Raw genomic sequence first — 13,518 nt, forward strand, 5'->3', positions numbered from 1 at the left:
GGCGTAGACCGGTACCACCCCCTCGCACCGCACCCACAAGGAGCACCTCAGCATGGATCTCGGCATCAGCGGCCGCATCGCCCTCGTCACCGGAGGCGACTCCGGCATCGGCCTGGCCACGGCGCAGCTCCTCCTCGCCGAGGGCGCGACCGTCGTGATCACCGACAAGGACCAGGCGGAGCTCGACCGGGCGGCGGCCGGGCTCGACGCTCCGGAGGGCCGCCTGCACGCCTTCGCCGCCGACGTCACCAGCACGGAGCAGCTCGCCGAGCTGCACCGCCGCGTGGCCGGAGCGGTCGGCGCGATCGACATCCTCGTGCAGTGCGCCGGAGTCACAGGGGCGCAGGGCCTCTTCCACGAGATCGACGACGAGGGCTGGACCAGCACCCTCGAGGTCGATCTGCTCGGGCCTGTGCGGCTCGTGCGCGAGTTCCTCCCCGACCTCCGCACCGGAGGCTGGGGCCGGCTCGTGCTCACCGCCTCCGAGGACGCCGTGCAGCCCTACGACGACGAACTGCCCTACTGCGCCGCGAAGGCGGGCGTCCTCGCCTTCGCCAAGGGCCTCTCGCGCTCCTACGCGCAGGAGGGCCTGCTCGTGAACACGGTCTCGCCCGCGTTCATCCGCACTCCGATGACCGACGCGATGATGTCCAAGCGCGCCGAGCAGAGGGGCACCTCGGTCGACGAGGCGATCTCGTCCTTCCTCGACGAGGAGCGCCCGTACATGGAGCTGAAGCGCCGGGGCGAGGCCGAGGAGGTCGCAGCCGTGATCGCCTTCCTCTGCTCCGACCGCGCCTCGTTCGTGAACGGCTCGAACTACCGCGTCGACTCCGGATCCGTCGCCACGATCTGATCCCCGCAACCACGGGCCCCGCCCAGCGCGCGCACCCCGCGCGTGCGGGCGCCGTCCAGCCGAAGAAGCCAGACTCGGGGCGGGACACCGCACCCGGCACTGCAAGAGAAAGGAACGGTCCATGACCACCACCCTCGAACGCCACGTCGAAGCCCCCGCGGGCTCCGGTGCCAAGACCAGCCGCCGTCAGAACGCCGAGAAGGGCTTCAAGGCCTCCAAGGAGCTGCTCGACAGCCTCCAGATCGTCCTCGTCGACCTGATCGAGCTCCACGTCCAGGGCAAGCAGGCCCACTGGAACGTCGTCGGCAAGAACTTCCGCGACCTCCACCTGCAGCTCGACGAGATCATCGAGGCCGCGCGCGAGTTCAGCGACGACATCGCCGAGCGCATGCGCGCCCTCCACGGGATCCCGGACGGCCGCAGCGACACCGTCGCCGCGACCACCACCCTCCCCGAGTACCCGCACGGCGAGATCGACACGGCCGAGACCGTCGACCTGGTCACGATCCGCCTCGAGAACACCGCCGCCACCATGCGCGAGGTCCACGACCAGGTGGACGAGGAGGACCCGACCAGCGCGGATCTCCTCCACGCGATCATCCAGAGCCTCGAGCAGTACGCCTGGATGGTGTCGGCCGAGAACCGCACCACCTCCGCCGCCAAGTAGGGGCGAGCACCGGAAGGGGACTCCGCGTCAGCGGGGTCCCCTTCCGTCTGCCCGGGCGGTGTCGAGTCGCCGTGCAGTCCGGATCAGTAGGGTCGTGGCATGAGCACGCAGGTCTCCGAACTGTTCGACGCCCACCGCTGGGCGGCCGTCGACGGCTTCGACGCACTCGAGGACATCACCTACCACCACGACCGCTCCGGCCGCATCGCGCGGGTCGCGTTCGACCGGCCCGAGGTCCGCAACGCGTTCCGGCCGCGCACGGTCGACGAGCTGTTCCGCGCCCTCGAGGACGCCCGGACGAACCCGCGCATCGGCGTCGTCATCCTCACCGGCAACGGCCCGAGCCCGCGCGACGGAGGCTGGGCCTTCTGCTCCGGGGGAGACCAGCGGATCCGCGGCCGCGACGGCTACCGGTACTCCGACGGCGAGACCGCCGAGGGCATCGACTCCGCGCGGAACGGCCGCCTGCACATCCTCGAGGTGCAGCGCCTCATCCGCTTCATGCCGAAGGTCGTCATCGCGGCCGTCCCCGGCTGGGCCGCAGGAGGCGGGCACTCGCTCCACGTGGTCTGCGACCTCACCCTCGCCTCCGCCGAGCACGGGCGCTTCAAGCAGACGGACGCCGACGTCGGCTCCTTCGACGCGGGCTACGGCTCGGCGTACTTCGCCCGCCAGATCGGGCAGAAGGCCGCGCGCGAGGTGTTCTTCCTCGCGCGGGAGTACTCCGCGCAGCGCGCCTACGAGATGGGTGCCGTGAACGCGGTCGTCCCGCACGCCGAGCTCGAGACGACCGCGGTGGAGTGGGCCGAGACGATCCTCACCAAGTCGCCCACGGCCATCCGGATGCTGAAGTACGCGTTCAACGCCGTGGACGACGGCCTCGTGGGCCAGCAGCTCTTCGCGGGCGAGACCACGCGCCTCGCCTACGGCACCGACGAGGCCGTCGAGGGACGCGACTCCTTCCTCGAGAAGCGCGAGCCCGACTGGTCGCCGTTCCCGTGGCAGTTCTGAGCCGGAGGGCACGCAGGTGACCCGCCCGCTCGCCGGTGTCGACGCGACGGTCGAGGCCGTCCTCCTCGCTCTTCGCGCGGCCCTGGACGGCAGCGGCCCGGCGATCCGCGTCTCCGCCCCCGGCGCTGCGACCGCCTCCGAGGATGCCGTCGTGCCGCAGCGCGTCGCCGTCGTCGTCGAGACCTCGGGCTCGTCGGGGCCGCCCAAGCGGGTCGCGCTCTCGACAGCGGCCCTGCTCACCAGCGCCTCCGCGACCCTCGCCGAGCTGGGCGGGCCGGGACGCTGGCTGCTCTGCCTGCCGACCCACTACGTCGCGGGACTGCAGGTGCTCGTCCGCTCGCTGACCGCGGAGGCCGACCCGGTCGTCCTCCCGGCCGGCGGCTTCGACGCGGCGGCCTTCCTCGCTCTCGCTCGGACGATGCCGGCGGGGGAGCGACGGTACTCCTCGCTGGTCCCCGTGCAGCTCGCGCGGCTGCTGGACCTCGCCGATCGCGATCCGGCCGCGGCCGAGGCGCTCCGCTCGTTCGACGCGCTCCTGATCGGCGGCCAGGCGACGCCGCAGCCGCTGCGGGACCGCGCCGCCGCCCTCGGCGTGCGCATCCGCCTGACCTACGGATCGAGCGAGACGTCCGGTGGCTGCGTCTACGACGGCGTCCCGCTCCACGACGTGCGGATGCGCGTCGAGGACGGGCAGGTGCTGCTCGGCGGGCCGACCCTCGCGGAGGGCTACCTCGACGCCGACGGCGCGATCGACCACGAGCGCAGCGCCGCCGCCTTCCTCGAGATCGACGGGGAGCGCTGGTACCGCACGGGCGACGCGGGCTCGATCGTCGACGGGCGCCTCCGGGTGACCGGTCGGCTCGACCGCGTGATCGTGTCGGGCGGGGAGAAGGTCTCGCTCGACTCCGTCGAGGCCGTGCTCCGCGAGGGGACCGTCCCCGACGCGGTCGTCGTGCGGCGAGCGGACGAGCAGTGGGGCGAGGTCCCGGTCGTCGTGACGGCGGAGGAGGCTCCCGCGCTCACCGACCTGCGCGCCCTGATCGCCGACCGCCTCGGGCGCGCCGCCGCTCCCGCGGCCGTGCTGCCGGTAGGCCGCATCCCCCTCCTCGCCTCCGGGAAGCCCGACCGCCGCGCCCTCGAGGTGCTCGCCGAGCAGGCCTGACCGGCTCCGAGCGTCGACGGGCCGGTGGGTAGGATTCCCTCCGTGTCGAGTACGAGTCGCAAGAAGAAGTCCTCCAGCGGCCGCCCCGGGGGCAGCCCGCGAGCGGTCGTCGTGAAGCCCGCCGGTCCCCGCGAGTGGATCGCCGGCGCCCGCCTCCGCACCCTCCCGCTGGCCGTCGCCCCCGTGCTCATCGGCACCGGAGCGACCCAGGTCGTCGACGAGGGCTGGCACTGGGTGCGCGCCCTGCTCTGCCTGGCCGTCTCGCTCGCCCTGCAGATCGCCGTCAACTACGCCAACGACTACTCCGACGGCGTGCGCGGCACCGACGCCAACCGCGTCGGACCCTCGCGGCTGACCGGCTCCGGAGCGGCGAAGCCCCGCCAGGTGCTCACCGTCGCCCTGGTCTTCTTCGGGATCGCGGCCGTCGCCGGCCTCGTGCTCACCGCCCTCTCGGGGCAGTGGTGGTTCCTGATCGTCGGCGCGGCGGCGATCGCGGCCGGCTGGTTCTACACCGGCGGACGCCGCCCCTACGGCTACCTCGGGCTCGGCGAGCTCTTCGTCTTCGTGTTCTTCGGCCTGGTCGCCACCGTCGGCACCACGTTCGTGCAGATCGGCCGCACCAACCAGGAGTCGTGGCTCGGCGCCGTGGCGGCGGGCCTGTTCGCCTGCGCCGTGCTCATGGTCAACAACATCCGCGACATCCCGACCGACCGCCTCTCGGGCAAGCGGACCCTCGCGGTGCTCGCAGGACCGGCCGTGTCCCGAGCGATCTACACGGGTTTCGTGCTGATCCCGTTCGGCATCGCGGTGATCCTCGCGCTGTTCTACCCGCTGGCGTGGCTGACGCTCTTCGTGCTTCTGATGATCCTGCCGGCCATCCTGATCACCCTGACGGCGAAGACGGCGAAGGAGCTCATCCTGGCGCTGCAGCTGACAAGCCTGGGCGGGCTCGCCTACGCGGTCATCCTCGGGGCGGCGCTAGCGTTCTAGAGCGGCGGCTCGCACGAGGCGGGCTCGGGTGGGCCGGATTCGGGTGATACCGGCTGTTGCGTGCCGGGCCTGGTGCGAGCGGGGTCAGCGCGTCCGAGGGGAGCCCTCGCCGGCGGGATCGCCCGGCTCAGCGGTCGTCGCGGGTCGCGTCGACCGCGGCGTCCTCGACGTCGTCGTCGGTCGGGGCGCGCGGGACGTCCTTGCGGCGCTCGTAGATCGCCTCCGCGATGCGCTCGCGGGGCTTCCTCAGCAGGATGTAGGAGAGGGACAGGCTCGCGATCGCGGCGACGAAGCCCGCGGTGACCGCTGCCGTCAGCTCCGAGTCGACGAAGGTGCGCGCCGGCAGGTACACCAGCACGAAGACGCCGGCGAACATCGCCAGGCGCAGGAGCGAGTAGACGACGACCGCGCGGCTCAGTTTCACCGGGACAGTGTACGTCGGCCCCTGCACGCGCTTCCGTGAGCACCGTGGGAGCCTCCTGTCCAGCGTCCGTGCGGACCCTCCCCGACGGGGGTGCCGGACGTAGACTCGTGTCCATGATCCGCCTCGTCATCGGCCTGCTCGTGGCCCTCGCCGTCTTCACGGTCTACACCGTGATCGACGTCGCGATGAGCAACCGTCACGCCGTGCGGGCGATCCCGAAGTGGTCCTGGCTCCTGGTGGTGCTGATCCTCCCGGTCATCGGTGCGGGACTGTGGTTCTGGATCGGCCGTCCCCGCAAGCAGCGCGCCGCCGGCCGCCGCTACACCGCTCCGGACGACGACCCCGACTTCCTCGGCACCCTCCGCACCGAGCGCGACCCCGAGGAGGAGCGCCTGCAGGCAGAGCGCATCGCCCAGCTCGAGCGCGACCTCGCCGACATGGACGAGCAGGGCGAGGCCGACGGCCCCGGCCGCCGGGATGCCTGAGCACCGGCCGGTCGCCCCCTCCACCCGATTCGCGGTCGACCTCCTCACCCGCTTCGTCGCGCTCGGCGTCCGCGACGTCGTCGTCGCTCCGGGCTCCCGCTCGCAGGCGCTCGCCCTGGTGGCGGCCGAGCTCGAGACCCGCGGCGACATCCGGCTGCACGTGCGGATCGACGAGCGCTCCGCGGGGTTCCTGGCGCTGGGCCTGGCCCTCGAATCCGGGATGCCGGCGCTCGTGATCACGACCTCCGGCACGGCGACCGCGAACCTGCACCCGGCCGTGCTCGAGGCGGACGCCTCGGACGTGCCGATGATCGTGCTGACCGCCGACCGGCCCGACGAGCTGCGCGGCATCCGCTCGAACCAGACGGCCGAGCAGCGCGAGCTGTACGGGCGTGCCGTGCGGCTGTTCGAGGACGTCGCTGCTCCGGCCGACGCCTCCCGGCCCGAGGACGCGCGTGCGCTCGCCGATCGTGCCGTCACCGCGGCGCGCCGCGGGCCGGTCCACCTGAACCTCTCCTTCCGCGACCCGCTCTCCTCCGCTCTGCCCGACATGGAGGGGATCGAACCGGTCTCGTCGCCCGCTGTCGGATCCGGGATCCCGCGTGCCGTCGTGACCGCCGGTCCCGGTGAGCCGCTCACGGTCGTCATCGCCGGGGACAAGGCGGGCGCCGCGGCCGAGGAGATCGCTCGCGCCGGCGACTGGCCGCTGCTGGCCGAGGTCTCCTCCGGCGCCCGCTTCGGACCGCAGCTCGTCGTCGCCTGGCGTCGCCTGCTCGGCGAGCCCGACTTCGGCGGACGCATCCGCCGGGCGATCGTGCTCGGACACCCGACGCTCTCCCGCGAGGTCCCCGAGCTGCTGCGGCGCGAGGACGTCGAGGTGATCGTCGTGGACGCCGTGCGCGAGCAGTTCTACAACCCCGGCCGACGCGCCCGCCGCGTCGGAGGCGTCGACGTGGTCCGCCCCGAGGGGTCGCCGCGTCCCGAGCGCGGCGAGCGCGCCTGGGCCGGATCCTGGGTGTCCGCGAGCCGCGCCCTGACGGTCGACCCCGACGAGCTGGACGAGGTCCCCGACGCCGGGTCGATGTCGGTCGAGGACCGCCGCGGCTACGCGCGCAACGCCCTCGCCGCGATCAGGGCACCGCTCACCCGCGACTTCGTCGTCGCCGCGGTCTGGAAGGTCACCTGGCCGCACGACCGGCTGCTGTTCGGAGCGTCGCGGCTGATCCGCGTCGCCGACGGGACCCTGCCTGGCAAGCGGATATCCGTCCTGGCGAACCGCGGCCTCGCCGGCATCGACGGCACGATCTCGACGGCTCTCGGGATCGCGGTGGCTTCGCAGGCGACCGAGCAGGGAGCCGGCGGAGTCACCCGGGCGGTCCTCGGCGATCTCACTCTGCTCCACGAGGCCGGCGGCCTCCTCCTCCCGCCCGGAGAGCGACGCCCGCGCGTGCAGCTCGTCGTCGTGAACGACGGGGGCGGCACGATCTTCGACGGACTCGAGGTCGCGTCGAGCTCGCATCCCGATGCGTTCGACCGCGTGCAGTTCACCCCGCAGAGCGCCGATCTGGAGGCTCTCGCGCGCGCCTACGGGTGGGGCCACCGTCGTGCGGCGACACGCGGCGAGCTGGAGCAGGCGCTGACCTCGCCGGGTGACGGGCCGGGCATCGTGGAGATCCGGCTCGAGCGCTGATTCCGCGCGGGTCCGGTCGGACGGTCCTCCACAGGTCGTCGTCGGACGCTGTTCTCCCGGGGACGCCTCGTTCGAGCTCCGCAGCTCGTCAGCTGCTGCTTCGCTGGAGGAATGGCTGATGCGGAGACCATGCGAGGAGAGGTCCTCGCCCTCGGCGACCGGGCGGCGGCGCTCGCGAGGAGCGCCTCCCCGGTGCTCCTGTCCGCGGCGGAGGCGCTGCACGCGGGACACTGCGCGGCGCTGACCTGTCCCGACGCGTTCGCCCGAGGCTCCTCGGCGGACAGCAAGGATGCGACGGACCTCGTCGAACGGTCGATCCGAGCGGAGTTCGCCGTCGCCCTCGGGGTCTCCGAGCGCACCGCCGCCAGGGAGCTGCTGCACGCCTCGCTCCTGATGGAGGAGCTGCCGCGGACCCGTTCCGCGCTCGCCGACGCCAGGATGCGCTGGGAGGCCGGCCAGCTCGTCTGCTCCGTCGCGGCGACCCTCCCGGCAGCGGCGCGCGCGGCCTACGACGACCGGGCCGTCGACCTCGCGGAGACGCTGACCCCGGGGCAGCTGCGCCACGCCCTCGCGCGGGTGCGGGAGGAGCTGCACGACGAGCCCCTCGCCGAGCGGCACGCTCGCGCCCGTGAGGACCGCCGGGTGTGGATGACAGCCGGGATCGACGGCATGGCGACGGTGTGCGCGCACGTCCCCGCGCCCGAGGCCGTCGGAGCGCTCGCCCGGCTCGATCGCATCGCGAGGGATCTGCGGGACGGCGCCGAAGGGGACCGCGATCTGCGGACGCTGGCGCAGCTCCGCGCCGATGCGTGGGCCGACCTGCTCTGCCACGGGGACGTGGCGGGGACCACTCCGGAGGGAGCCGCGGCGCCCTTGACCGGGCTGCGGGCCGAGGTGAGAGTCACCGTGGCGGCGAGCACCGCCGCGGGTGACGACGAGGCGGCCGCCGAGCTCGACGGCTACGGGCCGATCCCTGCCGAGGCGGTGCGAGCGCTCATCGACGACGCCGCCGCCTTCACTCCCGTGCTGACCGACGAGGAGACCGGCGCGGTTGTCTCCGTCGGGCGCCGCCACCGCCTCCCGCCGCCGAGGATGAGGCTGCTGGTCCGCCTCCGCGACCAGACCTGCCGCTTCCCGGGCTGCACCCGGCCGGCGTCCTCGACGGAGACCGACCACAGCGTCGAATGGCGGAACGGGGGAGAGACGACTCCCGACAACCTCGCCTCCCTGTGCGTCGCCCACCACCACGTGCGCCACGGCGACCGGTGGACGTATCTGCTCCATCCGGACGGCACAGCGGACTGGACCACACCGACCGGCCGTCGCGTGACGACCCGGCCGCCGGCACTGCCCGGGCGTCCGCCGGTGGGCGCAGGACGACGGCCGGGTGCTCCCCGGCTCGACGGGGACCCGGCGGGGTAGGCGCCGGGTAGCCGACGGCTTCAACGACTCCCGACGTGCGTCAGGCCAGCGCGTCGGTGATCGGGCGGAACTTCATGCGGGTCTCGGCGAGCTCGGACTCGGGAACGCTGTCGGCCACGATGCCGGCGCCCGCCCAGGCCGTGACCGCGCCCTCGGCCGTGACCTCGGCGCTGCGGAGTCCGACAGCCCACTCGCCGTCGCCGTTGCCGTCGATCCAGCCGACGGGTCCTGCGTACCGACCGCGGTCGAAGGGCTCCAGGTGCTCGATGAGCGCAAGGGCGTCGGCGGTCGGAGTGCCGGCCACTGCGGCGGTCGGGTGAAGAGCATCGACGAGATCGAGCGCGCTGGAGGAGTCGTCCAGAATTCCTCGCACGTCCGTCGCGAGGTGCCAGAGGTTCGGCAGGCGGAGCGTGAACGGGGCGGCGCCGGCCGTCAGCTCCCGTGTGTGGGGCTCGAGCTCCCGGACCAGACTGGCGAGAGCGAAAGCGTGCTCTGAGCGGTCCTTCGGACTCTCGAGCAGAGCGGCTTCCACGTCCGCGTCGGCGAGGGGGTCCGCTCCGCGTGCAGCCGTGCCGGCCAACACCCTCGCCGAGATCTCGCCCCGATCGACCGCGACCAGCGTCTCCGGACTGGCGCCGAGGAATCCGTCCACGGCGAAGCCCCAGCAGTCCGGGTAACGCTCGGTGAGCGCACCCAGCATCCGACGCAGGTCCGCCCCCGGCGGGAGCCGCCCCTGCAGATCGCGCGCGATCACGACCTTGGACAGCTCGCCCGACCGGATCGTCTCCACCGCGGCAGCGACCGCCGCGCGGTACCCGTCCGGCGACAGCGCACCCGGCGAGAGCGGCACGTGGTACTCCGCCCCCAGCGGCTCCTCGCCCGGCGTATCCGGTCCCTCCGCCTCGCCGATCGTGATCCGCGTCAGCCATGACCGGCCGTCGCGCGTCCCGATCACGGTGCGCGGCACGATCAGCACGCTCGTCGCCTCGGATCGGCTCGAGAAAGCGAAGGTCCCGAACGCGACCAGCCCCGTCCCGGGCAGTCCGACCCGGTCCTCCACCGTCGCCGCGTCGCAGAGCCGACGCCAGGCCGCCGCGGCATCCCGCAGCCGTTCCGGGCCCGAGAACTCGAGGCGCAGGGCCTCGCCGCGTCCGCTGAGGCCGGCGCCGTCGCGCTGCCAAAGGAGGGGCCGCCTCGGGTCGGAGTGGGAGAGGAGCGACTGCGGAGAGTCCAGTGGAGTCGTCTCCGCACGCAGCAGGGGGGTTCCAGCGCCGATGAGCGTCACCTCAGCAGGGTACGCCCGCGCCAGAAGGTGGGACGTCCCATGCCGCGGGGCTCGGGGCGCAGGGCTCCGTTGCTACCGTGATCCGGTCCGGGGCCGCCGCGCGAGGCGGAGCGGGGCGGTCCCGGCGCTTCCCCAGGGGGGAGCGCGCCGACCGGGCGCGGGACGGCGGATGCACAGCCGCCGTCCCGCGTCTCGCCGTAGACTTGCGGATCGTGACGAAGGCAGACCTCACCAAACGGCCCGACGAGGTCGCCTCGATGTTCGACACCGTGGCTCCCGCCTACGACCTGGTGAACGGACTCCTCTCGGTGGGGAACGACCGGCTCTGGCGGATCGCGACGACGCGCGCCGTCAACCCTGCTCCCGGTGAGCGCATCCTCGACATCGCGGCCGGCACCGGCACGTCGAGCGCGTCGCTGGCGCGGTCGGGCGCCCAGGTCGTCGCAGCCGACTTCTCCCCGGGGATGATCGCCGTCGGCCGTCGCCGTCAGGCGGGCAACGACCGGATCGAGTTCGTCCAGGCCGACGCGATGGATCTCCCGTTCGAGGACGAGTCGTTCGACGCCGTGACCATCTCGTTCGGTCTGCGCAACGTGGCCGAGCCGAGGACGGCGCTCGCCGAGTTCCTGCGTGTGCTGAAGCCCGGCGGCCGGGTCGTGATCTGCGAGTTCTCGACTCCGCCGATCGCTCCGCTGGCCGCCGCGTACGACTTCTACCTGTCGAGGGTCATGCCCGCCGTCGTGCGCCTCGCGTCGTCGAACAATCCCGCGTACGACTATCTCGGCGATTCCATCCGGGCCTGGCCGGAGCAGAGCGTCGTCGCCGCCTGGCTCCGCGCGGCGGGCTTCGAGCGTGTGGCCTACCGCGATCTGACCGCGGGCATCGTGGCGCTGCACCGCGGCGTCAAGCCGATCGCGGCGACCCGATGACGACCGGGGTCCGCACAGGCCGAGACGTTAGGGTTTCCCTGTGAACGCCACTGCGCCCGTCGCCCGTCGCAGCCCGTCTCTGACTGCGCAGCTCGGCCTCTCCGAGCGCATCTTCTCCTCCTCGTCGGACCGGGCTCTCGCCCGCACGATCGACGCGGGTCTGGAGCAGGTCGAGGAGGGTCTCGTCCGGCAGCTGTCCTTCGCGGACGCCGTGGCCGACGTCTCCACCCGGTACCTCCTCGAGGCGGGCGGCAAGCGCGTGCGCCCGATGCTCACCCTCCTGGCCGCGTCGCTGGGCCGCGGCAACACGCCGCAGGTCCTGCTCGGTGCGCAGGCGATCGAGATCACGCATCTCGCATCGCTCTACCACGACGACGTCATGGACGAGGCGGAGAAGCGCCGCGGCGTCCCGTCGGCGCAGACCGTGTGGGGCAACAACGTGGCCATTCTGACGGGCGATCTGCTCTTCGCCCGCGCGAACCAGCTGATGGTCGAGCTCGGCGACAAGGCGATCCGGCTCCAGGCCGACACGTTCGAGCGGCTCGTCCTCGGGCAGCTGCACGAGACGGTCGGCCCGACCGACGGCGAGGACCCGGTCGAGCACTACCTGTCCGTCCTGGCCGACAAGACCGGGTCTCTGATCGCCGCGGCGGGCCGCACGGGAGTCGCGTTCTCGGAGGCTCCGGAGGAGTACGAGGAGGCCATGCGCGTCTTCGGCGAGAAGATCGGCGTCGCCTTCCAGATCGTCGACGACGTCATCGACCTCTCTCCCCAGCCGGAGGAGACCGGCAAGAACCCCGGCACGGACATCCGCGCCGGCGTGTCGACGCTGCCGATCCTGCGCCTGCGCGAGCGCGCATCCTCCGATAGGGAGGCCGCGGCTCTCCTCGCCCGCATCGAGAGCTATGTGAGCCGCTCGAACGACGCCATCGCGCACACGGAGGAGCAGAGCGCCGACATCTCGGACGCCATCGCTCAGCTGCGCGATCACGACGTCACCGCGCAGACCCTCGCCGAGGCCCACCGGTGGGCCGACGAGGCCGTCGCCGCCCTCGCTCCGCTGCCCGACGGCTCCGTCCGCAAGGCGCTGACGCGCTTCGCCGACACCGTCGTCGAGCGCAACGGCTGACCCGATCGTCGCGGCGCGCCCTGCGCCGCAGGAATGAGACCGGTTGTGCGCTGCGGCGCCCCGGCAGGAGGAACGCAATGACCAAGCTCAGGCTGGCCATCGTCGGCGCGGGTCCCGCGGGCATCTACGCCGCCGACCTCATGATCAAGGCCGAGAAGAAGTACGACGTCTCGATCGATCTGTTCGAGCACCTGCCCGCGCCCTACGGCCTGGTCCGCTACGGCGTGGCGCCCGATCACCCGCGCATCAAGGGGATCATCACCGCGCTGCGGGAGGTGCTCGACCGGGGCGACATCCGCATCTTCGGCAACGTGCACTTCGGGACCGACATCACGCTCGAGGATCTAAAGCGGCACTACCACGCCGTGATCTTCGCGACCGGCGCCGTCCGCGACGCTCCGCTCGACGTCCCGGGTGTCGAGCTCGAGGGCTCCTACGGTGCGGCCGACTTCGTCAGCTGGTTCGACGGCCACCCCGATGTGTCGCGCACCTGGCCGCTGGAGGCGTCCTCCGTCGCCGTCATCGGCAACGGCAACGTGGCGCTCGACGTCTCGCGGATGCTGGCGAAGCACGCCGAGGACCTCCTGCCCACCGAGGTCCCGCCGAACGTCTACGAGGGGCTGAAGGCGTCTCCCGTCACCGACGTGCACGTCTTCGGGCGCCGCGGTCCCGCTCAGGTGAAGTTCACGCCGCTGGAGCTGCGCGAGCTGGGCGAGCTGCGCGACGTCGACATGATCGTCGCCGACGAGGACTTCGACCTCGATCCCGCTTCGGAGGCCGCCATCGCGACCAACAAGCAGGTCATGGTCATCAACCGGGTGCTCAACCAGTGGCGCACCCGTGAGGTCGGGAGCGCCTCGCGTCGTCTCCACCTGCACTTCTGGGCGAAGCCGCTCGAGTTCGTGGACGACGGATCCGGTCGGGTCGGCGCGATCCGGTACGAGCGCACCGAGCCGGACGGCGAGGGCGGCGTGCGCGGCACGGGTGAGATCCGCGAGGTCCCGGTGCAGGCCGTGTACCGCGCGGTCGGCTACTTCGGCTCGCCGCTCGACGGCCTCCCGTTCGACGAGATGCGCGGCGTGATCCCGAACCGCGAGGGCCAGGTCCTGGACGACGAGGACCAGCAGGTCCACGGCGTCTACGCGACCGGCTGGATCAAGCGCGGACCGGTGGGCCTCATCGGGCACACCAAGTCCGACGCCATGGAGACCGTCGCGCACGTGCTCAACGACCAGGCGTCCTGGTGGACGCCCGAGCACCCCGAGGAGGCGGCCGTGGTCGCCCTGCTCGAGGAGCGGGAGATCGCCTACACGGATCTCGACGGCTGGCACCGGCTGGACGAGCACGAGATGGCGCTCGGCGAGCCCGAGGGCCGTGCGCGGGTGAAGGTCGTTCCCCGCGAGGACATGATCGCGATCTCGCGGGCGGAGCCGGCAGCGCTCTGACGCGTGGTCTCCGAACGGCCCTCCGG

Annotated in this window: 13 protein-coding genes; 11 read left to right on the forward strand and 2 right to left on the reverse strand. The window is 72.7% G+C overall.

All coding sequences use genetic code 11. The features are described from left to right. Window positions 1-52: 52 nt before the first annotated feature. The 5 genes from GSU40_RS03805 to GSU40_RS03825 all read left to right on the forward strand — a co-directional run bounded on the left by GSU40_RS03805 (window position 53) and on the right by GSU40_RS03825 (window position 4,683). Window positions 53-853 (forward strand): SDR family oxidoreductase, encoded by an 801-nt coding sequence (locus GSU40_RS03805; RefSeq protein ID WP_104225910.1) that lies wholly within the window; start codon window positions 53-55, stop codon window positions 851-853. Between the two features lie 121 nt (window positions 854-974). After that, a complete protein-coding gene (locus tag GSU40_RS03810) occupies window positions 975-1,520 on the forward strand; it encodes a DNA starvation/stationary phase protection protein (RefSeq protein WP_104223596.1) in 546 nt (181 codons plus the stop codon). 99 nt (window positions 1,521-1,619) lie between these two features. Next, a complete protein-coding gene (locus tag GSU40_RS03815; protein WP_068255374.1) occupies window positions 1,620-2,531 on the forward strand; it encodes a 1,4-dihydroxy-2-naphthoyl-CoA synthase in 912 nt (303 codons plus the stop codon). 16 nt (window positions 2,532-2,547) lie between these two features. Next, window positions 2,548-3,693, forward strand: a complete 1,146-nt coding sequence (locus tag GSU40_RS03820) for an AMP-binding protein (protein WP_104329352.1) — start codon at window positions 2,548-2,550, stop codon at window positions 3,691-3,693. A gap of 111 nt (window positions 3,694-3,804) precedes the next feature. Beyond that, window positions 3,805-4,683, forward strand: coding sequence for a 1,4-dihydroxy-2-naphthoate polyprenyltransferase (locus GSU40_RS03825; protein WP_104223598.1), 879 nt, complete (start codon window positions 3,805-3,807; stop codon window positions 4,681-4,683). A gap of 127 nt (window positions 4,684-4,810) precedes the next feature. Here GSU40_RS03825 and GSU40_RS03830 read toward each other — a convergent pair whose 3' ends face one another. Further along, complete coding sequence (locus GSU40_RS03830; protein ID WP_104239140.1) at window positions 4,811-5,107, reverse strand: DUF4229 domain-containing protein; 297 nt, start codon at window positions 5,105-5,107, stop codon at window positions 4,811-4,813. Window positions 5,108-5,220: 113 nt separating this feature from the next. Here GSU40_RS03830 and GSU40_RS03835 point away from each other — a divergent pair, with 113 nt between their 5' ends. The 3 genes from GSU40_RS03835 to GSU40_RS03845 all read left to right on the forward strand — a co-directional run bounded on the left by GSU40_RS03835 (window position 5,221) and on the right by GSU40_RS03845 (window position 8,704). Beyond that, window positions 5,221-5,592, forward strand: coding sequence for a PLD nuclease N-terminal domain-containing protein (locus GSU40_RS03835; protein WP_104225908.1), 372 nt, complete (start codon window positions 5,221-5,223; stop codon window positions 5,590-5,592). Next, window positions 5,585-7,282, forward strand: a complete 1,698-nt coding sequence (gene menD, locus GSU40_RS03840; RefSeq protein ID WP_160033750.1) for a 2-succinyl-5-enolpyruvyl-6-hydroxy-3-cyclohexene-1-carboxylic-acid synthase — start codon at window positions 5,585-5,587, stop codon at window positions 7,280-7,282. Before GSU40_RS03835 ends, menD begins: the two co-directional genes overlap by 8 nt. Before the next feature lie 111 nt (window positions 7,283-7,393). Further along, the gene (locus tag GSU40_RS03845; RefSeq protein WP_160033752.1) at window positions 7,394-8,704 is read left to right on the forward strand and encodes an HNH endonuclease signature motif containing protein; all 1,311 of its coding nucleotides are present in this window, start codon (window positions 7,394-7,396) and stop codon (window positions 8,702-8,704) included. Window positions 8,705-8,744: 40 nt separating this feature from the next. On the opposite strand, the gene GSU40_RS03850 is transcribed toward GSU40_RS03845, so the two are convergent. Next, window positions 8,745-9,980: an isochorismate synthase gene (locus tag GSU40_RS03850; protein ID WP_244229643.1), complete on the reverse strand. Its 1,236-nt coding sequence runs from the start codon at window positions 9,978-9,980 to the stop codon at window positions 8,745-8,747. A 221-nt stretch (window positions 9,981-10,201) separates the two neighbouring features. Between GSU40_RS03850 and ubiE the strand changes: the two genes are divergently transcribed. From ubiE to GSU40_RS03865, 3 genes are all read left to right on the forward strand, one after another. Beyond that, window positions 10,202-10,918 (forward strand): bifunctional demethylmenaquinone methyltransferase/2-methoxy-6-polyprenyl-1,4-benzoquinol methylase UbiE, encoded by a 717-nt coding sequence (gene ubiE, locus GSU40_RS03855; protein ID WP_104326264.1) that lies wholly within the window; start codon window positions 10,202-10,204, stop codon window positions 10,916-10,918. Between the two features lie 40 nt (window positions 10,919-10,958). Beyond that, window positions 10,959-12,047: a polyprenyl synthetase family protein gene (locus GSU40_RS03860; RefSeq protein WP_104249782.1), complete on the forward strand. Its 1,089-nt coding sequence runs from the start codon at window positions 10,959-10,961 to the stop codon at window positions 12,045-12,047. A 77-nt stretch (window positions 12,048-12,124) separates the two neighbouring features. After that, window positions 12,125-13,492 (forward strand): FAD-dependent oxidoreductase, encoded by a 1,368-nt coding sequence (locus GSU40_RS03865; RefSeq protein WP_104249783.1) that lies wholly within the window; start codon window positions 12,125-12,127, stop codon window positions 13,490-13,492. Window positions 13,493-13,518: the final 26 nt, after the last annotated feature.

This window comes from Rathayibacter sp. VKM Ac-2805 (genome assembly GCF_009834265.1).
Taxonomy (GTDB): domain Bacteria; phylum Actinomycetota; class Actinomycetes; order Actinomycetales; family Microbacteriaceae; genus Rathayibacter.